The 24,094-nt window shown below is 49.6% G+C and carries 21 protein-coding genes; 17 read left to right on the forward strand and 4 right to left on the reverse strand.

Going from position 1 to position 24,094, the window contains the following annotated elements:
• Positions 1-326: 326 nt before the first annotated feature.
• Entirely contained in the window at positions 327-2,009 is a 1,683-nt protein-coding gene (locus tag QMA39_RS00005) for a serine hydrolase (protein WP_281657633.1), read from the reverse strand.
• Between the two features lie 280 nt (positions 2,010-2,289).
• Here QMA39_RS00005 and QMA39_RS00010 point away from each other — a divergent pair, with 280 nt between their 5' ends.
• The 7 genes from QMA39_RS00010 to QMA39_RS00040 all read left to right on the forward strand — a co-directional run bounded on the left by QMA39_RS00010 (position 2,290) and on the right by QMA39_RS00040 (position 11,889).
• Positions 2,290-3,696 (forward strand): aspartate aminotransferase family protein, encoded by a 1,407-nt coding sequence (locus QMA39_RS00010; protein ID WP_281657634.1) that lies wholly within the window; start codon positions 2,290-2,292, stop codon positions 3,694-3,696.
• 91 nt (positions 3,697-3,787) lie between these two features.
• Complete coding sequence (locus QMA39_RS00015) at positions 3,788-5,206, forward strand: aspartate aminotransferase family protein (protein ID WP_281657635.1); 1,419 nt, start codon at positions 3,788-3,790, stop codon at positions 5,204-5,206.
• Entirely contained in the window at positions 5,193-6,962 is a 1,770-nt protein-coding gene (locus tag QMA39_RS00020; protein WP_281658356.1) for an IucA/IucC family protein, read from the forward strand. The genes QMA39_RS00015 and QMA39_RS00020 overlap by 14 nt, the downstream gene beginning before the upstream one ends.
• A 22-nt stretch (positions 6,963-6,984) precedes the next feature.
• Positions 6,985-7,530: a GNAT family N-acetyltransferase gene (locus tag QMA39_RS00025; protein WP_281658357.1), complete on the forward strand. Its 546-nt coding sequence runs from the start codon at positions 6,985-6,987 to the stop codon at positions 7,528-7,530.
• Positions 7,508-8,839 carry a lysine N(6)-hydroxylase/L-ornithine N(5)-oxygenase family protein gene (locus QMA39_RS00030; protein WP_281657636.1) on the forward strand — a complete coding sequence of 444 codons (1,332 nt, stop codon included), beginning with the start codon at positions 7,508-7,510 and terminating at the stop codon, positions 8,837-8,839. Before QMA39_RS00025 ends, QMA39_RS00030 begins: the two co-directional genes overlap by 23 nt.
• 9 nt (positions 8,840-8,848) lie before the next feature.
• On the forward strand, positions 8,849-10,666 hold the full coding sequence (locus tag QMA39_RS00035; protein WP_281657637.1) for an IucA/IucC family siderophore biosynthesis protein: 1,818 nt from the start codon (positions 8,849-8,851) through the stop codon (positions 10,664-10,666).
• A gap of 17 nt (positions 10,667-10,683) precedes the next feature.
• On the forward strand, positions 10,684-11,889 hold the full coding sequence (locus QMA39_RS00040) for an aspartate kinase (RefSeq protein ID WP_281657638.1): 1,206 nt from the start codon (positions 10,684-10,686) through the stop codon (positions 11,887-11,889).
• Between the two features lie 37 nt (positions 11,890-11,926).
• On the opposite strand, the gene QMA39_RS00045 is transcribed toward QMA39_RS00040, so the two are convergent.
• Positions 11,927-12,655, reverse strand: a complete 729-nt coding sequence (locus tag QMA39_RS00045) for a thermonuclease family protein (RefSeq protein WP_281657639.1) — start codon at positions 12,653-12,655, stop codon at positions 11,927-11,929.
• A 181-nt stretch (positions 12,656-12,836) separates the two neighbouring features.
• On the opposite strand from QMA39_RS00045, the gene QMA39_RS00050 reads away from it, so the two are divergent.
• The 3 genes from QMA39_RS00050 to QMA39_RS00060 are packed head-to-tail and all read left to right on the forward strand — an operon-like array spanning position 12,837 to position 15,254.
• Positions 12,837-13,586: an IclR family transcriptional regulator gene (locus tag QMA39_RS00050; protein ID WP_035531415.1), complete on the forward strand. Its 750-nt coding sequence runs from the start codon at positions 12,837-12,839 to the stop codon at positions 13,584-13,586.
• Positions 13,587-13,601: 15 nt separating this feature from the next.
• The gene (locus QMA39_RS00055; protein WP_281657640.1) at positions 13,602-14,786 is read left to right on the forward strand and encodes an MFS transporter; all 1,185 of its coding nucleotides are present in this window, start codon (positions 13,602-13,604) and stop codon (positions 14,784-14,786) included.
• Positions 14,787-14,801: 15 nt separating this feature from the next.
• Positions 14,802-15,254 carry a heme-degrading domain-containing protein gene (locus tag QMA39_RS00060; protein WP_281657641.1) on the forward strand — a complete coding sequence of 151 codons (453 nt, stop codon included), beginning with the start codon at positions 14,802-14,804 and terminating at the stop codon, positions 15,252-15,254.
• Between the two features lie 41 nt (positions 15,255-15,295).
• Here QMA39_RS00060 and QMA39_RS00065 read toward each other — a convergent pair whose 3' ends face one another.
• The gene (locus QMA39_RS00065; protein WP_281657642.1) at positions 15,296-16,015 is read right to left on the reverse strand and encodes a potassium channel family protein; all 720 of its coding nucleotides are present in this window, start codon (positions 16,013-16,015) and stop codon (positions 15,296-15,298) included.
• A 122-nt stretch (positions 16,016-16,137) separates the two neighbouring features.
• Here QMA39_RS00065 and QMA39_RS00070 point away from each other — a divergent pair, with 122 nt between their 5' ends.
• The gene (locus tag QMA39_RS00070; protein WP_281657643.1) at positions 16,138-16,377 is read left to right on the forward strand and encodes a 4Fe-4S binding protein; all 240 of its coding nucleotides are present in this window, start codon (positions 16,138-16,140) and stop codon (positions 16,375-16,377) included.
• A 104-nt stretch (positions 16,378-16,481) separates the two neighbouring features.
• Positions 16,482-16,661 carry a hypothetical protein gene (locus QMA39_RS00075; protein WP_027953604.1) on the forward strand — a complete coding sequence of 60 codons (180 nt, stop codon included), beginning with the start codon at positions 16,482-16,484 and terminating at the stop codon, positions 16,659-16,661.
• Between the two features lie 267 nt (positions 16,662-16,928).
• On the opposite strand, the gene QMA39_RS00080 is transcribed toward QMA39_RS00075, so the two are convergent.
• The gene (locus QMA39_RS00080; RefSeq protein WP_084162947.1) at positions 16,929-17,054 is read right to left on the reverse strand and encodes a YjcZ family sporulation protein; all 126 of its coding nucleotides are present in this window, start codon (positions 17,052-17,054) and stop codon (positions 16,929-16,931) included.
• A gap of 896 nt (positions 17,055-17,950) precedes the next feature.
• On the opposite strand from QMA39_RS00080, the gene ilvE reads away from it, so the two are divergent.
• From ilvE to QMA39_RS00105, 5 genes are all read left to right on the forward strand, one after another.
• Complete coding sequence (gene ilvE, locus QMA39_RS00085; RefSeq protein WP_027953605.1) at positions 17,951-18,853, forward strand: branched-chain-amino-acid transaminase; 903 nt, start codon at positions 17,951-17,953, stop codon at positions 18,851-18,853.
• 414 nt (positions 18,854-19,267) lie between these two features.
• Positions 19,268-20,983 carry a biosynthetic-type acetolactate synthase large subunit gene (ilvB, locus tag QMA39_RS00090; RefSeq protein ID WP_281657644.1) on the forward strand — a complete coding sequence of 572 codons (1,716 nt, stop codon included), beginning with the start codon at positions 19,268-19,270 and terminating at the stop codon, positions 20,981-20,983.
• Positions 20,980-21,501, forward strand: a complete 522-nt coding sequence (ilvN, locus tag QMA39_RS00095) for an acetolactate synthase small subunit (protein WP_027953607.1) — start codon at positions 20,980-20,982, stop codon at positions 21,499-21,501. The genes ilvB and ilvN overlap by 4 nt, the downstream gene beginning before the upstream one ends.
• A gap of 18 nt (positions 21,502-21,519) precedes the next feature.
• A complete protein-coding gene (gene ilvC / locus QMA39_RS00100) occupies positions 21,520-22,551 on the forward strand; it encodes a ketol-acid reductoisomerase (RefSeq protein WP_206931791.1) in 1,032 nt (343 codons plus the stop codon).
• The gene (locus QMA39_RS00105) at positions 22,538-24,085 is read left to right on the forward strand and encodes a 2-isopropylmalate synthase (protein ID WP_281657645.1); all 1,548 of its coding nucleotides are present in this window, start codon (positions 22,538-22,540) and stop codon (positions 24,083-24,085) included. Before ilvC ends, QMA39_RS00105 begins: the two co-directional genes overlap by 14 nt.
• Positions 24,086-24,094 lie beyond the last annotated feature (9 nt).

Consider the following 24,094-nt stretch of genomic DNA (forward strand, 5'->3'; position numbering starts at 1 on the left):
CCGGTACAATACCGAGGCCATCTCTTAGCTGCCTAAGGCTCTTTTTATAAACTGTCCATATTATGGGGTACAGTTCATGTCTGGGTGGAAGGGAGTCTTTTTTGATTCCGGAACAAGCGCAGTTCATTTTTCTCCTCCGAAAACGGTTGGCCGAGTCCTTGTAGAGTTTGTCCCGAGGAGACTTGGATGTTCGTCCGCAGAAAGTGAAGGTGCGGAACTCCTGCAGATACTGGAAAAACAAAAGGGCTCTCTACAAGCTGAGACGGATGATACCATGTCATCCGTCTTTATTTGAATAAAACCCAGGGGGTGACAGCGGATTGTTGTTAGTATTTCCTCTTTTCCCATTCTTCGCTGGAAAAGGAGAGGGGAGTTCCATTCATTTCAGCCCCATGGATGTACCATCCGCGGTTGTTGACGGAGGTATCCGTTTCGTAGGTGAACCGGACATATTTCGTTTCTGCCGGAATGGTAAGAGATTTTTTCTCCCATGCCTGGCTTCTGCCTGTAAGGGACAACACTTCTTCCCAACTGCTGCCGTCTGTGGAGGTTTCTATTTTTCCGAAATCGAAACCGCTCTCGATCTGGTGCCATGTGGAGAACGAAAGGGTCCGGTCTTTATAGAGGTTGACTTCAGCGGTCATGGAACGGGATAACTGGTCACCATAGCCGGCGAACCACGTCTCCTTCTTCGATTTTGGTGCCGTTACCGGGATGGCATCAGCAACGGTACGGGCAAAGGCCCGGCGGGTAGGCGAGGTGGAAACAGTCTCCCTCGTCGGATGAACCCGGTTGGTGAGCAATATCGCAATGGTCTCGTTTTCTGGATTCACGACAATCGATGTTCCGGTATATCCGGTGTGTCCATAGCTGGATGGGGAAGAAAGAGCATCCATAAACCATCCCTGCTGGAGCTCCCAGCCAAGGCCGTGATCATCTCCAGGAAACTGCGGGATCCGGTTTTCAGTCAACAGTTCGACGGTTTCAGGTTCAAGGATTCGTGTACCCCCGTACTTTCCATCTTTTAAGAACATGTGGGCAAAAACGGCTAAGTCTGATGCGGTTGAAAAAACGCCGGCATGGCCGGCAACCCCGTCCAGAGACCAGGCACTTTCATCATGGACGTCTCCCCACACCAGTCCACGGTTTGTCCAAGGCTGATATTCCGTTGCAGCGATACGATTCTTCAGATGTTCCGGCGGGTTGTACATCGTGTCATCCATGCCAAGGGGGGCGGTAATTTCCTGTTGAACGAAAGTATCCAATCTCATGCCGGAGAGCCGCTCCACGAGCGCGCCGAGGGTGATCATGTTGAGGTCGCTGTAGGTGTAGGTAGATCCCGGAGCGTGTTCAAGCGGGTATTGAAACACGTGCTGCAGCCGGTCGTTACGGTCACCTTCCACCTGATAGAGAGGGATCCATGGCTTAAAGCCGGAAGTATGGGTCATGAGCTGTTCAATGGTTACGTCTTCTTTTCCATTCCCTGCAAATTCGGGGATGTGTTTGGCTACAGGGTCATCCAGCTTGAATTCACCCTGCTCGTAAAGCTTCATCGCTGCTGTCGTCGTGAATATTTTGCTGATGGAGGCCAGGTCAAAAATAGTGTCTTTGGTCATGGTGATGGGGTGGGGTGTTTCTGTCCGGTCTGCATCTTCATAGCGGACTGCATACCCGTAGGAGTTTTCTTTAACAATGTGTCCGCGCCTGGCAACGAAGGCGACAGCTCCGGGCATGACGTCATTGTCGACAGCGGTCTGCAAAATGTTATCCATATGCTTCAGTGGTTCTGTTCTCATTCCTGCACCTCGAATCGATCCTGGATGTAACACGGGAAGCGTTGGATAGGTACGGTCCCATGCGTGGTTATTGGGAGAGGATGTCCCCTGTTGGTACGGATTGACTTTCGACGGGATTTCAAGACTTGCCTTCGGTGAAGCTTCGACAACCCCTGAATATAACGTAACCCCAAGAGTCGTTGTGAGTATGATTGACAACGCTTTCTTCCTCATCACATTCCTCCTTAATTTTCCATTCTTCTTTCATCTTAAAAGAAGTCCATATAGATGTCTATACCACTTTTGAACGGTCTATTGAAAATACTGGTAATTATCGGGAACCATGGGCCTCGTTTATGCAGCGGGCCTTTTTAACCAATTATCAGAAAAATCGTCATTTTAGCAAAGTTGATAGAAGACCGTCGTGACAGTCTTTAGGAGATGTATATAGGACTAATTGATAATGATAATAGTTATCAATTATTATTGACATTGAAAATCATTATCAACTAAGATGGTATTGGATCAACAACAAGACGATAAAGGAGTTGGAAACATGAGTGTACATACGGAAGTTTCAAATCATCAGCTGCTGGAGCAGCAGGAGAAGAGAGAATCGAACGCCCGGTCCTATCCGCGACGCATTCCACTGGCGATCAAGGAAGCGGAAGGCATTCATATCACAGACGTGGAAGGGCGGAGATACATCGATTGCCTGGCCGGTGCGGGGACGCTTGCTCTCGGTCACAATCATCCTGTTGTGACTGCGGCGATGGAGAAAGTCCTTCATGACCGTCTGCCTTTACATACATTGGACATTACCACCGAAGTTAAAGAAAGCTTTGTTGATGAGCTGTTTATGAGTCTGCCGGAATCTTTCCGTGAAAGGGCGAAAGTGCAGTTCTGCGGTCCGACAGGAGGAGACGCGGTTGAAGCAGCGCTTAAGCTTGCTAAAACCGCGACAGGAAGGCAGAGTATTTTAACCTTCCAGGGAGGATACCATGGCTCCACACACGGGACGATGTCCATCAGCGGCAACCTCGCTCCGAAGCAGCGGGTGCAGGGACTTGTTCCTGATACCCATTTCCTTCCTTACCCCTATGATTACCGCTGTCCATTCGGCAGAGGTGGCGAAGAGGGAGCTGAGCTGAGTGCTGCCTATATCGAACAACTCCTGGATGACCCGGAAAGTGGAATCCTTCCCCCAGCTGCAATGATTTTTGAAACAGTTCAGGGTGAAGGAGGATCGATCCCGGCCCCGGTTGAATGGATCCAGGAGATGCGGAGGATTACGAAGGAACGGGGAATTCCGCTGATTATCGATGAAGTTCAAACAGGCATCGGCCGTACGGGAAAACTGTTCTCGTTTGAACATGCAGGGATTGTTCCGGATGCTTTCGTCCTGTCCAAAGCGATTGGAGGGAGCCTTCCTCTTTCTGTTCTCATCTATGACCGTGATTTGGATGCTTGGGAACCGGGCGCGCACATTGGAACCTTCCGGGGCAACCAAATGGCGATGGCGGCAGGGACCGCAACTTTGAAATATGTGAAAGATCATCGGATTCCAGATCATGCCGAGCAGATGGGAAGGATTTTGATGCAGGCTTTAAATGATATCCAAAAGGAATACCCTCAGCTGGGGGATGTCCGAGGCCGCGGGTTGATGATCGGAGCTGAAATCGTAGACCCAGCAGGTAAGGAATCTAAGCGGGGCAGCTTCCCGGGAGATGGCAGACTTGCCAGTCGTATTCAAAAGGAATGTTTTGATCGAGGACTCATTTTAGAGGTAGGAGGGCGTCACGGCGCTGTCGTCCGTTTTCTGCCGCCGCTGATTATTACGAAAGAACAGGTGGAGGAAGTTACGGATATCTTCCGTAAAGCTGTTGAAGCAACAGTGAAAGGATATGTCAATGAGGACTGAATCCAGGAAACAGACTGATCTTTTCGAATCCTTTTTCCTTCACCAGGAGGAAGAGAGTCTCCAGGCATTTCAAAGTCAGGTGGAGGCGGTCATGCAAACATTCACGGAAACATTCAAGCAGGCGGATCATCCCTTCTCCGGCGCACAACCGGAGGAAATCCGCAGGCAGATCGAGGCCGTCATGGATATAACAGAAGAAGCCCGCCCTTTCCAGGATGTGCTGAAGGAAGCAGTTCAGCCTGTCATCCGCGACAGCCTGCATGTCTCCCATGAAAAAAGTATGGCGCACCTTCACTGTCCCCCGCTCCTTACGGGAATTGCCGGTGAACTGCTGATCGGAGCTTTGAATCAATCGATGGACTCGTGGGACCAGAGCCCTGCCGCTACTTATGTGGAGGAGGCCATGATCCGGTATTGGACATCCAGGGCAGGCTACGGCAATCAGGCGGATGGCGTTTTTACCAGTGGAGGAACTCAATCCAATTATATGGGACTCCTGCTTGCGCGTGATGCTTTCTGCCAGAAAAATTGGAACCAGAACGTTCAGAAGCAGGGACTGCCGGAAGGCTTCACAAAGCTGAGGGTCCTTTGTTCAGAGGAAGCTCACTTTTCTGTGAAAAAGGCCGCAGCACAGCTTGGTCTTGGAGAGAAAGCTGTCGTTTCCGTACCGGTCGATGAAGAGCACCGGATGGACTGTTCCGCTCTACGGCAGATCATAATGGAAATGGAAGAACAGGAACTGCTTCCTTTTGCCGTTTTTGCTACTTCCGGAACAACAGATTTTGGAAGCCTAGACCCATTAGAGGAACTGGCAGACATCTGCAGGGAAAATGACATCTGGTTTCACGTTGATGCCGCTTATGGAGGAGGGCTCCTTCTCAGCAGTCACCGTCATAAACTGGCCGGTCTGGAGCAGGCAGATTCCATGACCCTCGATTTTCATAAATGGCTATACCAGCCAATCAGCAGCGGTGTATTTCTACTGAAGGATTCCGATCATTTTAAATGGATTGCCCATCATGCCGATTATTTGAACCCGGAACAGGATGAACAGGAAGGCGTTCTGAACCTCGTCAACAAGAGTGTCCAGACGACCCGGCGTTTTGATGCATTGAAAATTTTCCTGACGTTGAAAACGCTCGGCACAGATTTGATCGGCAGTATGATCGACCAGACGATTGAGACAGCCCGGCTGGCGGCGCAGGAAATGACAAGGCGGTCTGCTTTTTATCCGGCAAATCCAGAACCACAGTTGTCGGCCGTCGTCTTTCAGTACAGACCGGATGATGGTGATGGGGACGTGGATCGCTTGAACCGGAGACTGCAGCAAGCGTTATTTCAGGACGGAAGAGCGGTGGTAGCGAAAACGAAGGTCCATGGAGAAACCCATCTTAAGCTTACAATTTTAAATCCGAGAACGTCGATCGATGATGTGAAGGACGTACTTGATCGTGTCGAACAAACAGCAGTACACCAGAGGACAGAAGGAGGCAGCCTTGATGAGAGTTGAAGAAAGAGCCGAACAGGCTTCGATGCAGAGTTTCCTTAATTGTTATTTAAGAGAAACGCAGGAATTTGAACGAATCGATACAGAATATCATCCATTCCGGGAGGAGGGGCAGACCGTGCTTCGTCTGCCTCTTGGCAGACAGGACATTCACCTATACGTAAACGTAGACTACTGGTCCTTGACAGGCAGACACCTTTTCCGGTTTCCCGCATATTACAAAACGGGTCGTTCGGGAGATTACCATACCCTGGATTATGTGACGATGACGACGCTGATCGTAAAGGAATGGCTCATCGGAAACGGCCGTGAATGGTCTGAGGACGAACTGGTGCTGAGGGTTCTGCTCAGCTGCAAAAAAGTCAAAGGCTATATCAAAAAGCGTGAGGGTGATCAGGAACAGCTTTCTGATGAGTTCTTTACATTTATAGAAGCTGAACAGTCGCTCCTTTTTGGTCATCTTCTGCACCCTACTCCAAAAAGCAAGCAGGGCCTCACGGATCTTCAGGATGATCTCTATACACCCGAACTGAAAGGGCGCTTCCAGCTTCATTATTTCAGCGCGGATCCGTCCATAGTAGCGCAGGATTCCAGTCTTTCCAAGCCGGCTGTCGAATGGATCAAGGAAGAGGCGGTCAAAGGAGATCGGTCCGATAGAATGACAAAAGAATGGGAGAAAGGGAGATATCTGCTGCCGCTTCATCCGCTGCAGGCGGAGAAGGTACTTCAGGAACCAGAGGTTCAGGAGCTTCTCACCAAAGGGCTGTTAACAGACCTCGGACCGGCAGGGGCGCCTTTTACGGCTACTTCTTCCTTCAGGACTCTATACAATGAAACCTCCCGTTTTATGTATAAGTTCTCGGTACCTGTGAAAATTACAAACTCTCTCCGCATCAATCAGCCGAAGGAGCTGGCGCGTGGCGTGGAAGTATCGAGACTGCTGGATACAGAGCTTGGAAGGGAGATGAAGGAGAACCATCCTGATTTTCAAATTATTAAAGATCCTGCTTCTGTAAACGTGAGAACAAATCGAGAGGTGTCCGGTTTCGAAGTGGTCCTCAGGGAAAATCCGTTTTATAACGATGAGACCCAGGTTACGGCAGTCGCGGCCCTCGTTCAAGATCATGCTTATGGGAAAAAGGCGAGACTGGCTTCCATCGTCCACAACCTGGCTGAAAAAGAAAAGCGGGCCACCGAAGATGTGAGTCTCGATTGGTTTGACCGCTATTTATCCATCAGCCTGGATCCGATTCTCTGGCTGCTGTCCAACTATGGAATTGCGCTCGAAGCTCATCAGCAGAATTCAGTCGTACGCTTAAAAGAGGGGTATCCGGAAACGTTTTATTACAGAGATAACCAGGGGTATTACTTCAGCCGTTCATCTGCCGAGAAACTATCGGCCCTTCTGCCATCCTTGAATGAGGAAAGTGACACGATCTGTGACGATGTGGTGGCTGAAGAACGGCTCCGCTACTACTTTTTCTTTAATCATCTTTTTGGAATGATCAACGGCTTCGGTGTAAACGGTCTGGTGGAGGAGGAAAAGCTCCTGGACCTGCTTCGTACCCGTTTGGCAGATTGGCTGCCGATGAATGTGGTTCACACACTTCTGGAGGAAGAGAAGCTTCCATGTAAGGCCAACTTGTTAACGCGACTGTATGATATGGATGAACTTGTCGGTCCGATGGAGTCCCAGTCTGTATATACGAACGTGTATAACCCTCTGGCTGCGAAGGTGGGCGCACATCATGAGGTTTGATTATGAAATCTATGATCCTGCCATCGCGCGGACGCTGGCATTCAGACAGGCGCAGGAAGGGGACGGGCCGCTCGTACATAAGTGGATGAATGAGGACCATGTCCATCCATACTGGCAGCTGAACCTCCCCTGGCCGGCCTTTCACACCCATTTTCAGAAGGCAGTGAATGATCCTCACCAAACGCTTTATATTGGATGTATACACGGGATGGCTATGAGTTACTGGGAAGCTTACTGGGTGAGGGGGGATGTCATAGAAGACTTCTATCACCCGCATCCTTTCGATCAGGGCATTCACCTGCTGATTGGTGAGAAAGATTTTCTGGGCCGCGGGTACGCCCTGCCGTTATTAAAAGCCATGGTGCAGTTTCAATTCAGTCACGAGGATACATCAAAGGTCGTGGCTGAGCCGGACATCCGCAATGAAAAGATGATTCACGTTTTTCAAGCGTGCGGATTCAAGCCGGTGGGACCGATCACACTTCCTGATAAAGAAGCACTTTTAATGTTTTGTGAGCGGGAAGAGTTCGAAAGGAGATGGAAAGATGAAGCATTCATCCGTATATGATGTGATTGGAATAGGACTTGGGCCGTTCAACCTCGGGATGGCAGCGCTCCTTGATCCTGTCGAGGACGTCTCTGCGCTCTTTTTCGAAAAGGAAGAGGAATTCAACTGGCATCCGAACATGCTGATTGAAGGCACGACCCTCCAGGTCCCTTTCTTTGCTGACCTTGTCAGCATGGCGGATGTCCGAAGTGAGTACAGCTTTCTTCATTACCTGCAGGAACATCAGCGGCTCTACCATTTTTATTTTTTGGAAAAGTTCCATATTCCACGAAAAGAATACAATGCCTACTGCCGCTGGGTGAGCGGACGCCTTTCCTCCTGCCGCTTCGGCCGAACCGTTACCCGTGTAGAGGTGGTGGAAAAGGACGCCGGGTCTGTTTATGAAGTGGGGGTCCTTCGTGGATCGTCAGGGGTGGAAGAGGTGTATTACGCAGAGAATGTCGTCCTCGGAATTGGCACACAGCCCTACATACCACCTGCTTTTCAAGAGGCGCTCGGAGATACGGTTTTTCACACCTCTGAGTATTTAAAGAAAAACCTCCATCCCGACCAGTCGATTGCTGTCCTTGGATCCGGCCAGAGCTCTGCGGAAGTCTTCCTCGATCTTGCCCGCAGCCAGCAGGAAACCGGGGGACGTCTTCAGTGGTTCACAAGGTCGAATGGATTCTTTCCTATGGAATATTCAAAACTCGGCCTTGAATATTTTTCGCCGGATTACATCGATTTCTTCTATGAACTGCCGCAGGAAAAGAAGGATGCGCTCCTTAAGGATCAAGGGCTTTTGTATAAAGGGATCAGCGCGGAAACCATTGCGGATATTTATGACCATTTATATGAACGGACCATTGAAGGAGCGTCCCCGGACATCCATCTCCAGGCCATGACGGAACTGACGTCCATCCAATGGGAAAACGGCCGGTGGGCACTGAATGGTGTTCATAGGGTCAAAGAAGACAAGGTGGCGGCAGAAGCGGATGTAGTCGTTCTGGGAACGGGCTACCAGCCTGCGGTACCTCTATTTCTACAGCCGCTGACGGACAAGATTTTATGGGATGATCAAGGCCGTTTCCAAGTGGAGAAAACGTATGAACTGAAAACAAACCTGAATACGCGGGGGGATCTTTTTGTTCAGAATGGTGAACTTCACTCCCACGGGGTAGGGGCACCGGATCTGGGGCTTGGTGCACACCGGAATGCGGTCATTATCAACCGGCTGGCCGGCCGGGAGGTATACCCGGTACAGGCGGAAAATGTGTTTCAGACTTTTGGAGCATCCAGGCAGCCGGAACATTCAATCATAAAGAAATGAGGGATGAACATGTATAAACAAGCGGAAGTTTCCAAGCAATTCAACGAAGCGGACTGGAAAGAAGTCAATCGTAAGCTGATGGCGAAAATGCTGGCCGAATATATGTATGAAGATATGATCCACCCAGAGGTGGCTTCGGAGAATGGGAAGAAAAAAACATTCGTCCTCCAGGCCCCGCACGGACGGGTATATACATTTGAAGCGGTCAGCCGCCTGTTTGACAGCTGGGATGTGGCAGAAGCATCCATAACGGTCACACAGGACGGCGTAGTGAAAGAACCGTATGATGCGGTTCAGCTTCTCATTGATCTTAAAGATAGGATTGGCATGAAACCGGAAACGACGGGGCACTTGATCAAAGAGCTTCAGGCAACCTTAACAGCAGACCTTTACTTGAAAAATCAAACAGACCGGACCTCCCGTGATTTGATCGACCTTGATTATGCAGAGCTGGAGGGCTGCATGACCGGACATCCGTGGATCACCTACAACAAAGGCCGGATCGGCTTCGGTTATGATGACTACTTGAAGTACGCGCCGGAACAGCAGGAAGAAATATGTCTTTCCTGGCTGGCCGTTCACCGTAGTCTCGCTGAATTCCAGGCTGTGGAAGGGCTCTCCTACAAGGAACTGTTGGAAAAAGAGCTCAGCCCTGAAGAGAGAGAACAGTTTGCAGACGTTGTGAGAGAAGAAGGAAAAGATCCTGACGACTATTATTTCCTTCCTGTCCATGAATGGCAGTGGAAAAATAAGATTGTGCTGCATTTTCCGGGCGAATTGTCCCGAAAAACAATCATTCCGCTCGGTGATGGTCGGGATAAATATCTGCCGCAGCAGTCCATCCGTACGTTCGTCAACCGAAGTGTACAGGAGAAACACCATGTGAAGCTGCCAATGAGTATTTTGAACACCCTCGTCTACCGTGGTCTTCCCGCTGAACGGACAAGGATCGCTCCGAAAGTGACAGCGCTCATCAAGGGGATGTATGAGAAGGATGATTTTCTTAAACAGGAGTGCCGGGTGATTCTTCCTGGAGAGAACGCCAGCATCAATGTAGATCAGCCTCATTTCACATCCGTAGACCAAACACCGTATCAATACTTGGAAATGCTCGGGACGATCTGGCGGGAAAGTATTTATACATATATAGACGAAGGAGAGCAGCCCATCACTCTTGCCGCACTGCTTCATAAAGACTATGAGGGCACCCCTTACGTACAGGAACTGATGAAAGCGTCAGGCATGGAGCCGGAGGAATGGATGCGCCAATTTTATAAAGTGGTCATGGATCCGCTTCTGCATTTCCTGTACCAATACGGGACCGTATTCAGCCCCCATGGTCAGAACACGATTCTAGTATTGAAAGACTACAAGCCTCACCGCCTGGCAGTCAAAGATTTTGTTGATGATGTCAATGTGACGGATCAGCCGTTCGAAGAGCTGGAAGGTCTCTCTCTCGAAATGAAGGACGTACTCCGCAGTGAGCCGCCTGAAGGGTTGACTCAATTTATTTTTACCGGATTGTTTATCTGCCACCTGCGTTATTTCAGTGATGTACTGGAAACGTATGAGCTGTTGGATGAGGAAACATTCTGGGAACTGCTCGCAGAGGCGATCCACGATTATCAGCAGAGATTCCCTCAGTTGAAGGAAAGATTTGAGTTATTTGATTTCTTTAAGCCGACGATGACCAAGTTGTGTCTGAACCGGAACCGTATGGTTGATTATGGATATGGAGATGGTGATGACCGACCTCATGCATCGGAGCATGGTCAAGTAACGAATGCGCTGGCCGCCTTCAAGAAAAAAATTAAACAGACAACTTGACGAAAAGAGGGATCATGGTGGAACTTGTCGTACAAAAATACGGGGGAACATCCCTGCAGACCGCTGAAAGGATGGCTCAGGCGGCAGATCGGATCATCAAGGAAACAAAGAAAGGGAGGCAGGTCGTTGTTGTTGTTTCTGCCATGGGCTCTACAACTGACGACTTGACGGCCTTGGCCGGACAGGTTACCACACGTCCTGCTGCAAGGGAACTGGATCTCCTCCTATCGACGGGGGAGCAGGTGTCCTGTGCGTTGATGGCGATGGCGCTGCAGGCACGGGGAATAGAGGCTGACGCGCTGACCGGGTCCCAGGCTGGTCTTGAAACCGATGCGACTTACGGATCGTCCATTGTGAAAAGCGTCGATCCCCTCCCTATCCGTCAAAGGCTGGAGGAAGGGAAGGTCGTCGTCGTCAGCGGTTTTCAAGGCTGTCCAGGCGGTCATGAGGTGACAACGCTCGGCCGTGGAGGATCGGATACGACGGCGGCGGTACTGGCAGCAGCCCTGAAAGCCGCCCGTTGTGAGATTTTCACTGATGTGGACGGGGTCTATACTGCAGATCCAGGTACAATCAAAGGAGCGCAGAAATATGAGGAGATGGATTTTGAAAGTCTTTCAGCACTAGCAGAACTCGGGGCGTCCGTTGTTCATCCGCGAGCTGCTGAAGCTGCAAAATCCGGTCACATCCCTTTAGTTGTCCGTTCGAGCTTCACGGAACAGGAAGGGACGACCGTGCTTCCTGCCAACGCGCGCACCTATGCCTTTCCGGTTATTGGAGTGACTTATGAAACCGGATTATCCCACCTCTCCATCCATGGAAGTATGGATATGAAGAAACTGGAGGAAGAGTGGAAGGAAACGTTGAACCCTTGGAAGGCCGCTCAACATACGGGCGGATGCCAATACCGTGTCATCATCCGTGATGAAGACGTATATGATACGAGGTCTTTTCTTACCCGATTCTGTGGTAAACTGGCGTGCCGGGTGTCTGAGCATGCCACAGGAAGAGCATTAGTGCACGTGGTTTTCAAATCCGGGGAAGAAAAACAAAATGCGGAGGCGTTCCTTCAACAGCTTCCGCTTCCGTCTGGCGTTATCGTACAGAGTCAGCCGCATGTCTGGAGCATCGATGTTGCTGAGAATCACAGAGTGGATGTCTGCCAGGTGCTTCATGACTATTGTATGAAAAGAGAGACAGATCCCGTATCAGCCGCAAATTAAAAATCCCTGATCTCAGCAATGAGATCAGGGATTTTTTTTAGGATAAGCTTTCACAGACGAGCCCATCCTGATCCGAACCATCCAGCCGGTGCGGATCGTCTCCGGGTCCGCCGGCGTCTTCATAAAAAGCCTGAGCTTCTTCCTGAGTATCAAAATCAGAACAGTCCTTGTCAAAGCCTTCGAAGGTGTCTTTCGTATTGTTTGATGAACGTTTTTCTGCTTGTTCCACTTCAAAACCTTCAGCGAATCCGTCCTCGGTCACATAACCTGGAAGACTCCATATCCCTTTTTCACCGTCGGAAGCTTCCTGTTCCGCTTCCTTCAAATCTCCCGCGTGTGTATAGGGAGGGTCATAGACGTAGGCATAGCGGGCAAGGCCTTTTTCCAATAGAAGCTCGTTGAAAGATGTATCACTGATCCATATGTAGGCAAGCAGCCGGCCGTATTTGTCGCGTTCCGGTCCGTCAAACTCCAACTGTACTTCTTTCCCGGTTAATGTATCCTTTGCAAATTGACTTGCCTCCTGCCCGAAAGGCTGCACAGGTTTGTCCGGGTGGACGGTCTCCGGTGTATCCACCAGAAGCAGGCGGACGGTTTCTTCAGCGCCGTTCCACTCCACGCGAATGGTGTCGCCATCGACAACACGGGTCACGGCGGCAGTTTCAAGATCTCCTGAAGCCGACTGCTCCAGCTGGCAGCCGGTGATGAGAATGGAAGAAAGAAGGAGAAGGATCACAGGTTTGATCCATGAATGTGTATCAGGCATCTGGTGTACTCCTTTCCCTGTCATACGACGATCTTTATTCTACGTTTCTTTGTCCGCTCCTTCAATGGACGGGAAGACCTGGTTTTGACCGAACGTTTCATTTATAGAAACTTTTTTTCTTTTTTTGAAGAGGTATGATGAAGGGGGATACTATAGACACGTGCGAAAGCGAGGAATGATGATGAAACAGTATGAAGCGGCAACGTTGAAAAAAGGATTGCGCATTCTTGATGCCCTGACAGAGAAGGATATGACACTTACGGACGTCATGCACCACTTTTCCTTCAAAAAATCCACAGCTTTCCGTCTCTTGTACACGCTTGAATCTATGGGATATATAAAAAAGACCGGCCATGTGTATCGTTCTTCTCACAAAACCGGTGCGGGACTGGACCAGTATGAACCTATGTTCAACTGGCTGTCTGTCCCTCCGCTGATTGAAATGAGTGAAGAAGTAGAGGAGACGGCCTATGTCGGCGTGTTGTTTAAGACAGATGTGGTTACAGCCCAGGTCGTCGACGGCCCTCATTCCATCCGGGCGCATTCCCGTGTGGGCGACCGGTCTCCTGTCCATTTGAGCGCCCTCGGAAAAGTGATGCTTGCTTTTCTGGGGGAAGAGCAGCAAAGCCGTGTATTGGAGGAGTTGAAATTGACACCTAATACGGATCGGACGTTTGTGGATTCCCATCTTTTCAAGGAGCATTTAAAAGTTATCCGGAGCCAGGGCTATGCGGTTGACGATGAAGAAACAGAAAAAGGTCTCCGCTGTATAGCTGCTCCTGTCGTACTTCAGGGAAAAGTCATTGCGGCTATTGCGGTTTCCGGACCGGCAGAGCGGCTTCACCGGAAGCGTGATAAAAGCGTTGGAAAGGCATTGACTGCCTGCAGCACCCTCCTCGCACAATTGTTTGAAACAGCAAAATCTTCATAAAGGGAGAAAAGGTGTATGAAGGAAATATCAACAAAAGTTTATATCGCACTGAGTGCCCTTGCTGTCAGCGCGTTTGCTATCGGAACCACCGAATTCGTTATCGTCGGGCTCCTGCCGACGGTGGCCTCAGATCTAGGCATCACGGTAACAAAAGCAGGAACGCTTATCTCTGGTTATGCAGTGGCCATTGCCATCGGAACCCCTGTTGTAACAGCAGTAACAAGTAGAATACCAAAAAAATTCTTTCTGCTTTTATTATTGATGGTGTTTTCAGCTGGAAATGCCGCTGCAGCTATCGCCCAAACGTATGAATTACTCCTGGCGGCTCGTGTGGTAACAGCTGTGGCTCATGGAGTGTTCTTTGCGGTTGCTGCCACCGTTGCCGCTGATTTAGTACCGGAGCATAAACGGGGAAGTGCCATTTCCATTATGTTTACAGGTTTAACGGTTGCGACGATCGCCGGCGTCCCTATGGGTACGTACATCGGTCAGAACGCAGGGTGGAGGGTCACCTTCATTGTGGTGGCGGTTCTTGGCCTCCTTGGCCTTGTCACCACATTCTTTGCCGTGGATCGGATAGCGAAGTCAACCACGGGTCCCACAGTGAGCGACATTATCGTTCTCGTTAAGCATCCGAAAATCGTTTCGTCCTTGATGATGACGGCTCTTGGTTTTGGAGGGACCTTTACCATTTTTACGTATATGACTCCCATTCTTGAAGAAGTGAGTGGTCATCCTTCTGACTGGATTTCCCTTTTACTGCTTATTTACGGAGTGGCTGTAGCGGTCGGGAATATTCTTGGAGGGAAATGGGCAGATGGCCATCCGGTCAAGGCACTCCGGTACATCTTCGGAGTACAGGCCGTCGTACTGCTTCTGCAGATGCTCCTTCTTCCAAACAGGATTCTGAGTATAGTATCAATCGTCCTGCTTGGGCTGTTTGCCTTTATGATGTCACCGGGCGTCCAATCCTATATTGTAACGCTCGCTGAAAAACTGGCCCCCTCTGCAAAAGACCTGGCGTCCGCCTTTAATATCGCTGCTTTTAATGTGGGGATAGCCGCCGGATCTGCTCTCGGGGGAATGGCCGTGAACAGGTTCACGCCTCTTGACGCGGCATGGATGGGAGCCCTCATGGCCGCTGCTGCCTGTGTTTTGGCGGTTTGGAATACGAAGAGTGACCGAAAACAATTTATTTAATGGAGTTGATTTATCATGAAACAACAGTTGGAACATCTGGAACAAAGGCTGACATTTAAACAATTCACGAATGATGATGCCCTGAAGCTAGGGTTGACACTTGTGGATTATGCTAAAGAAACAGGGGTATCCATTGCGGTGCACGTGGAGAGAAACCGGGTACCGCTGTTTACCCATCTCATGGAAGGTACGTCAGAAGAAAATGTCTCCTGGCTTTACCGGAAGAAATCGGTCGTGGACCATTATCATCACAGCACCCAGTTTATTGCAGCAAGGTTTGAGGAGAATGGAACGACTCACTCGGAAAGCTCTCTCCTTGACCCCGCCCGGTATCAGGCTGTCGGCGGTTCCTTCCCAGTCCGTATCCCACATGTGGGAGTGATCGGGTCGGTGACAGTGGCAGGACTTACTCCACAGCTTGACCACGAATATGTAATCGAAGGTGTGGAACGCTTCCTGGCAGAATAGGAACAGAAAGGAGAGAGCCGTATGAGGCCGGCTCTCTCCTTTTATTTGGGCTGCCTTGCATGCTCCTCGTTCATTTCTTTGAGAAGAAATACGATTCGCTCCCGTTCCTTGGGGGAAAGCTCATCATAGCGGTCCAGCTCAGATTGTACATACCGGATTGTCGGATTTCCTTCTTTCGGCTTTTTTACAAAATAGGTCGTAATGGAACCTGTAAGCATCCCGATCAGCCCGATCCCTATGACCATCAGAAAAATGGCGACGAGCCTTCCGGAAAGCGTGGAAGGGGCAATGTCTCCGTAGCCGACTGTGGTGACCGTCACGATCGACCACCACAATCCGTCTGCATAAGAGTAAATATTTTCCTCGGCATGCCGGATAATGACCGACGAGGCAAACAGCATGACGGACGAGAACAGGAGAACACGGTCCAGTCCGTTAGTCCTGAGAATTTTAAGCAGGTGGGGGAAGTGACGCCGGACAATGAGCAGCATTCGCAGAAGACGGAACAGCCTGGCCGCACGGGCAAGCTGAAAAATGCTCTCTAAAGGAATGGCGGCAATGACTTCAAGCGGATGCTTTTTTATGTATTGAAGTTTGTCCTTTGAACGGAGGATCCGGATGGCAACGTCGACGAAAAACAGCAGCCAGACAAACCGGTCCAGGAAGATGGCAGCTGGATGATCCGACCATAAATACATGACGGATAATAGTGCAAGTGTGAGTAGAACGGTTTCGTAGATGACGGCCCATTTTTTTACCATCAGAAAAATCCCTCCCTGAATGCGTGTACGTCCTCCTATCTATTATAAATCGGTCTGCCGAGTTGACAACCTGCTAGTTTCTTCGAGAAACTGGGACTATATGAAAAGAAGGAGAGATACATATGGCATTTGTCATTACGCAGCCCTGTGAAGGCGAACAGGCAGGAGAGTGTGTCACTGTCTGCCCGGTCGACTGTATTGAACAGGGGAAGGATCAGTACTATATCAATCCCGATATCTGTATCGACTGCGGAGCCTGCGTGTCGGTGTGCCCGGTGGATGCGATAGTTGAAGAGTATGAGATGAGGCCGGAGGAAGAGCCATATCTTGCAAAGGCCGAAGCCTTCTTCGGGGTCGAATGACGCAGGGAAGCTGGTAAAATAAGTATTGTTAATAAGCAGGAAAACCGGGTAAACAAAGAGAAGTAATGATATAATCTTTTAATCTTTGTACAGGAGTTGATTGGATGCTGATGTCGGCTTATCCGCCCGAAAAATCATTCGAGGACAGGTATGCTTTAATTGACCACCTGAGAAATCTCGGCTACACCGAAGACCTGCTTGGTAAGAAAACGGTGGAGATGACGCTGCCGGAACTGCAGCAGATCTACATCAATCTGGAGTATCAAAGAGAAGAGCGTGCGTAGAAAAAGCTGAGGGAACGGCGTATGTTCTATCGTTGACTTTTAGGTTTTAAGTTATATTGAAATAGAAAAACCGGAGCGGGGAGCTCCGGTTTCAGGGGAGACACATCCAGGTAGAGTTTGTTTCATGCCTCGACGTTCATTATAACCTTTTCTATATTGAAAAAACAAATATCCACTGTCAACCAGTGATGAATGAACCAGAAGGTGGTGAATACCTCTGGTTCTTTTTTGTAGATTGGAGAACAGACGTCCGTCCCCCATCATCGATTAGTAGTAAAACGATGCACCTACGATAATCAACAGGATGAACAATACGACGATCAGGACAAATGAACTTCCATAGCCACAACCACCGTAGCCGCCGTAACCGTAGCCACCATAACCACAGCCCATGCTTTTCACCACCTTTTTTTCTGCTATATCACAAACTATGTAGAAAAGGGGGAGGAGGGCAGGGCGTATGCCCGGGCCAGCCGGGTTAAAGGCTTCCTGCCCTTCCGATGGTCAGGTTCATAATCGCAGACAGACGAAAAGAATAGTGAAAAACATCCATACAACCCAAGCAGAAGAAGGGTGGAAACCGTCAGAAGGAACGGGTCCACCTTTTTTCTTTTTTTTGAAGAAAAATCAGAGCGATCCGACAATAAGTGATCAGGAAAAGAATCGTGGGGGCTGTCCCACCGGCGGTCCTGTATTAGGAATTGGATGATCATTCCTGATCCGTGCCCGCAAGTCAACTCACCGGTGAGAACCGGAAGATCGATAGAATCCATCATAGTAATACAGGAAAAAGGGCTCGGCAATTACAAGTGATCGAAACGAGTATAGTTGTACCGCTCCTTTTTTGACAATGAGAAAGAAGGGGTTCTCTCTAATTGAACGTTTCTTCATTCCAGGATTTCATCTCCCGGCAAAGTGACATACACCCATCGTTTATTTTTCTTTTTTCTCTTTTAAAGCCCGTCATGGAGATAAAAAAGAAAAAAAGAAAGTCTTTCCAAACGGAAAAAGTCAACCGTCCCAACGGTGTAAGCGCTTCACGAATTCATTGAATAATTGGAGTGTTCAGAAAATTTACTGAAAAGCTGTTGACCTTCTGTGAAAATCCGTTTAGAGTAGTCCTCAATCAACCACATCGATTACACCCAATCGTCCGGTTGGTTCATGTGGAAGCCCTGAACTTGGACCCTGTATAAGTGGAATACTCACCTTCTATAGAGGGTCCATATTTTCTTTATCATTCTTTAACTATTTTACACATTAAATAATAAAAGAAAGGAGTGCTGAGGATGAGCAGCCAATGGATTTATATGAGCGGCGAGTACGTGAAGAAAGAAGAGGCCGTCGTTTCTGTCTATGATCATGGTTTCTTATATGGAGATGGGGTGTTCGAAGGCATTCGCGTTTATGAAGGTAACATTTTCAAGCTCGATGAGCATTTAAACCGCCTTTATGATTCAGCGAAATCGATCATGCTCCAAATTCCATATGAAAAGGAGGAGCTTGAGGAAATTATCGCAGAGACGGTCCGCCGCAACCAGCTGGAAACGGCATATATCCGGGTTGTCGTTTCAAGAGGATCAGGCAATCTTGGTCTGGACCCATCCAGCTGTGCAAATCCGCGCCTGGTTGTCATTGCTGAAGCACTCGCTTTATTTCCAAAAGAACTTTACGAGCGGGGAGTCCGGCTTGCATCTGTCTCCAGCAGAAGAAACCGGCCGGATGTCCTTCCACCGCAGGTGAAATCTTTAAACTACTTAAATAACATTCTTGTAAAAATGGAAGCCAATCAGGCGGGTGTGGATGAAGCGCTCATGCTGAATGACCAGGGGTATGTAACGGAAGGTTCCGCCGACAACATTTTTATTGTTAAGAACGGGACCATCTTTACACCACCAACCTATCTAGGTGCCCTTGAAGGAATTACAAGAAACGCCATCATGGATCTCGCAGAAGCGAAAGGCTATACCGTCAAGGAACAGCCGTTTACACGGCACGATGTGTATGTTGCAGATGAAGTTTTCCTCACTGGAACTGCTGCAGAAGTCATCGCCGTCGTCGAAGTTGATCAGAGGCAGGTAGGAAATGGGAAACCGGGTGTTGTGACCAACCATCTCTTGTCTGAGTTCAGACAGGTAACAACAACAGATGGTTACAAGGTATACGGCAAGGATCAGGCGCACGTAAGCTGATTAGACGCATTTTGAAAACTGAATCAACGTAAAACAATGAGAGGAAAAAGGGATAAGGCCTTGTATTCACAGAGAGCCGGGGTTGCTGGAAGCCCGGAAATACATCTTATTCTGACATCATCCTTGAGTGTCCCCGCTGAACGGTATGCTTAGTAGGCCGGACCAGGTGTATCACTGCACCTGTTATCAAAAGGAGTTATGACGACTCCATGAGGTGAAGCTTTTGAGAGCTTCATGAACGAGGGTGGTACCGTGGAAGTAAAGAGAGACCTTTTCACCCCTCACGTTCCTGCATCATTCTGGTGGTGCATGAGAACTTGAGGAGGAGAAGGTCTCTTTTTTATTCGACAAAGAGCAGGTGGAACAGCGGAAAATCCGCTTTATTCTTCACAATTACTGCAGGAGGGATGAAAAATGAAAGCACAGGCAAGTGCGGAACAAAAGACCGCAGTGAAAACAGGGGCCGATTTACTTGTAGAAGCATTGATTGGCCAGAGTGTTGATACGTTGTTCGGTTATCCAGGAGGAGCTGTGCTGCCGATCTACGATGCCATTTACCGGGCGGAAGGCAGCTTTGACCACGTGCTTCCAAGGCATGAACAAGGAGCCATCCATGCAGCTGAAGGCTATGCCCGTGTTTCCGGCCGTGCTGGAGTTGTTATCGGCACATCAGGACCAGGGGCAACGAACCTTGTGACCGGTATTGCCGATGCCATGATGGATTCGATCCCACTCGTCATCTTCACCGGACAGGTGGCGAAAGGGGTCATTGGTACAGATGCTTTCCAGGAATCGGACATCATGGGAATCACTACACCCATCACGAAGCATAACTATCAAGTTCAGAATATTGAAGATCTTCCGAGAATTGTGAATGAAGCTTTCCACATTGCCACGACCGGACGACCGGGCCCTGTCGTCGTGGATATTCCGAAAGACATCAGTTCAACCGTCTTTGAAAAAGACCTCAACAAGGATTTTCATCTTCCAGGATATCAGCCGACGACGAAACCGAATCCTATGCAGATCAATAAGCTGCATGAGGCCCTTCTTGCAGCTGAAAAGCCGGTCGTTCTGGCCGGATCCGGCGTTATCCATGCCAAGGCTTCTGAAGAACTGAGGACGTTTGTAAGAAATTACGAGCTTCCGGTCACCTCTACTCTTCTGGGTCTGGGAAGTTACCCCGGAAGTGACCGTCTCTCCCTTGGCATGGCCGGGATGCACGGGACCTATGCAGCAAATATGGCCCTGTACGAATGCGATCTGCTCATCAACTTCGGCTCGCGGTTTGATGACAGACTGACAGGCAATTTGAAGCATTTTGCACCACATGCCAAAGTGGCGCATATCGATATCGACCCTGCAGAAATCGGAAAAAATGTGGAAACCCACATCCCAATCGTATCAGATGCGAAAGCGGCTCTTACATCGTTGAATGAAAAAGCCGTGCAGAACCTGGATCACCATAACTGGATGATGAAGGCAGAAAAGAACAAACAGGATTTCCCTTTGTGGCATGACCAGCCGGATGCAGATATCGTCCCCCAGTGGCTTCTCCAGAAAGTCTATGAATATACGAAAGGAGAAGCAGTTGTAACGACAGATGTCGGCCAGCATCAAATGTGGGCGGCACAGTATTACCAGTTTGATCAGCCGAACCGCTGGGTCACCTCAGGAGGTCTTGGGACGATGGGGTACGGTTTTCCAGCTGCGATTGGTGCTCAGCTGGCAGATCGGAAATCCACCTGTGTGGCGGTCGTCGGCGATGGCGGTTTCCAAATGACGCTGCAGGAACTGTCCGTTCTCCAGGAGCGGCGGCTTCCAGTCAAAGTTCTTATCGTCAACAATCAGGCGCTCGGAATGGTAAGGCAGTGGCAGGAGAAGTTTTACAGTGGACGCTACTCCGAGTCGATCATGGATGTCCAGCCTGATTTTGTGAAGCTGGCGGAGAGCTACCAAGTACCTGGATATAAAATTGAAACCCAGGGACAGCTGGAGGATGTACTTCCTGAAATTCTGAGCAATGATCAGCCGGCCCTTATCGACTGCCGGGTTCTACAGAAAGAGAACGTCTATCCAATGATTGCACCAGGAAAAGGAATCCACGAGATGATTGGGGTGAAACGATGAAACGCATCGTGACAGCAACGGTTCATAACCGGAGCGGTGTCCTGAACCGGGTCACCGGTCTCCTCGCTAAACGACAGTTCAATATTGAAAGCATATCTGTCGGCCGCACAGAAACCGAAGGAGTATCCAAAATGACCTTCGTCGTCGAGGTGGAGGATGAGAGGAAGCTGGAGCAGCTGACGAAACAGCTGAACAAACAAATCGATGTCCTGAAAGTATCGGACATCACGGACAAAGCCATCGTAGCAAGAGAACTGGCGATGGTGAAGGTCATCAGCAACCCTCAGATCCGCAATGAAATCCAAAGCATTATTGAGCCATTCCGGGCGTCGATCATTGATGTGAGCAAGGAAAGCGTCACGGTTCAGGTGACTGGTAAATCCGACAAGGTTGATGCTCTCATCGATCTGCTCCGCCCTTATGGAATAAAAGAATCAGCAAGAACCGGGCTGACCGCCTTTACGCGCGGCCACCAGCCCCAGGTAGCAGAATTCAAATCTTACTCCCTATTAAAATGATGAAAGGATGGATGTAACATGGCACACGTATACTACCACAATGATATTAAAGATGAGGTTCTAAAAAATAAGAAAGTAGCTGTCATCGGATATGGCTCCCAGGGCCATGCCCACGCATTAAACCTGAAAGAGAGCGGTCATGATGTCGTTGTTGGTCTTCGTAAAGGGAAATCATGGGATAAAGCTGTGGAAGACGGTGTGGAAGTGAAGACAGTTCCGGAGGCTGTAGAAGGTGCCGATGTCGTAATGATCCTTCTTCCGGATGAGTATCAGCCGAAAGTGTACGAAGAACAGATCAAGCCGAATCTGAAATCCGGTGCAGCGCTTGCTTTCGCCCACGGATTCAACGTTCATTTCAATCAGGTTGTACCTCCTTCCGATGTGGATGTGTTCCTAGTCGCTCCAAAAGGGCCGGGACACCTTGTCCGTCGTACATTTGAAGAAGGAGCAGGGGTGCCGGCCCTGATTGGTGTAGAACAGGATGTAACAGGTGAAGCCAAGGAGGTCGCCCTTGCTTACGCGAAGGGAATCGGCGGCGGCCGTGCCGGTGTTCTGGAAACCTCCTTCCAGGAAGAAACCGAAACAGATTTGTTCGGTGAGCAGGCCGTTTTATGCGGTGGTTTGACCAGCCTCGTCAAAGCAGGCTTTGAAACATTGACAGAAGCCGGTTATCAGCCGGAAGTTGCTTACTTCGAATGTCTTCACGAATTGAAACTGATTGTAGACCTTATGTATGAAGGCGGTCTGGAAGGCATGCGTTACTCCATCTCCGATACCGCTCAGTGGGGTGATTTCGTCTCAGGGCCACGCGTCGTTGATGAAACTACGAAAGCCCGCATGAAAGAAGTCCTGACAGATATTCAGACCGGTAAGTTTGCTAAAGGTTGGATTCTTGAAAACCAGGTGAATCGTCCTGAGTTCACAGCAATCAATGCCAAAGAAAGCCAGCATCAAATCGAAAAGGTGGGTAGAGAGCTCCGTGAATTAATGCCGTTCGTCAAGAAGTCCCAATCCAAAGAAAAGGATGTGGTCACTCATGGCTCACGTTAATGTCTTTGACACGACTCTGCGCGATGGAGAGCAGTCCGCCGGGGTCAACTTGAACCGTTTGGAAAAAATGGAAATTGCTAAGCAGCTGGAAAGGCTTGGTGTAGACATTATGGAAGCAGGGTTCCCTGCTTCCTCCCAGGCGGATTTTGATGCAGTCAAAGAGATTGCCGATACGGTGCGCGGCTGTTCAGTGACAGGACTGGCGCGGGCGAACAAGCGCGATATCGATATTGCGTGGGAAGCATTGAAAGGCGGAGCGGAGCCGAGACTTCACGTCTTTCTTGCCACCTCTCCGATTCACATGACGCATAAACTGAAAAAAACGCCGGATGAAGTGGTGGAAACGGCGGTGAATATGGTCCGCTACGCCCGCGAAAAATTCCCTTATGTCCAGTTCTCCGCAGAGGATGCGCTGCGCTCGGACCGGGATTTTCTCGTTCACATCATTGAACAAGTCATTGATGCGGGGGCTTCAGTAATCAATCTGCCGGATACGGTCGGTTTCACGACACCGGATGAAATCGGCAGTCTTTTCCGGTATGTAAGGGAGCAGGTGCCTAACATTGATCAAGCGGTCCTCTCTACGCATAACCACGATGATCTGGGGATGGCCGTCAGCAACTCCCTGGCAGCTGTCGAAAATGGAGCCGGTCAGATTGAAGGGACGATCAATGGAATTGGCGAGCGTGCGGGAAATGCCGCTTTAGAGGAGATTGCCGTTGCCTTTCAGATCAGGCAGGACCGCTACGATTTCCAAACGGGGCTGGTTCTTAAGGAAATTAAGCGGACGAGTGATCTTGTCAGCCGTTTGACCGGGATGCAGGTTCCGGGGAACAAGGCGGTTGTCGGACGCAATGCCTTTGCCCATGAGTCCGGCATTCACCAGGACGGTGTCCTGAAGGAAGCCACGACGTACGAAATCATTACACCGGCTATGGTGGGCATTGATTCCAACCGGATGGTTCTTGGCAAACACTCCGGCCGGCATGCCTTCAAGCAGAAAGCGGAAGAGCTCGGCTTTGAATTGAACGAAACGAAGCTGAAAGAAGCGTTCGCATCTTTCAAAGATTTGACCGGCAAGAAAAAAGAAGTCACCGACGATGATCTTTTTGCGATTCTTACCGATACGCAGACCGAACATGAAGACCAGCCGAAATACGAACTGAAAGCCTTCCAGGTCCAGTACGGCAGCATCAACCGCCCGACCGCTACGGTTCTTTTAACGAAACCGGATGGAGAAAAAGCGGAAAAAGCCAACACCGGCGAAGGAAGTGTCGAAGCGATTTATAACACACTGGATGATTTGATTGATGCGGATGTTCATCTGCAGGATTATCAACTCAGCTCCATTGGAAGAGGACGTGATGCACTGGCAGAGGTTCACGTCCAGCTGACTGTCAACGGGGTAAAGGCCTCCGGACGTGGATCGGCTCAGGATGTGCTGGAAGCTTCCGCCCACGCATTTTTAAATGCGGTCAATCGTACGCTTTATCAGCATAAACGTCACGAAGGCTACGAAAAAGTGCAGGTATAACAAAGGGGG

The sequence above is a fragment of the Halobacillus sp. Cin3 genome (genome assembly GCF_947311855.1).
GTDB lineage: Bacteria > Bacillota > Bacilli > Bacillales > Halobacillaceae > Halobacillus > Halobacillus kuroshimensis.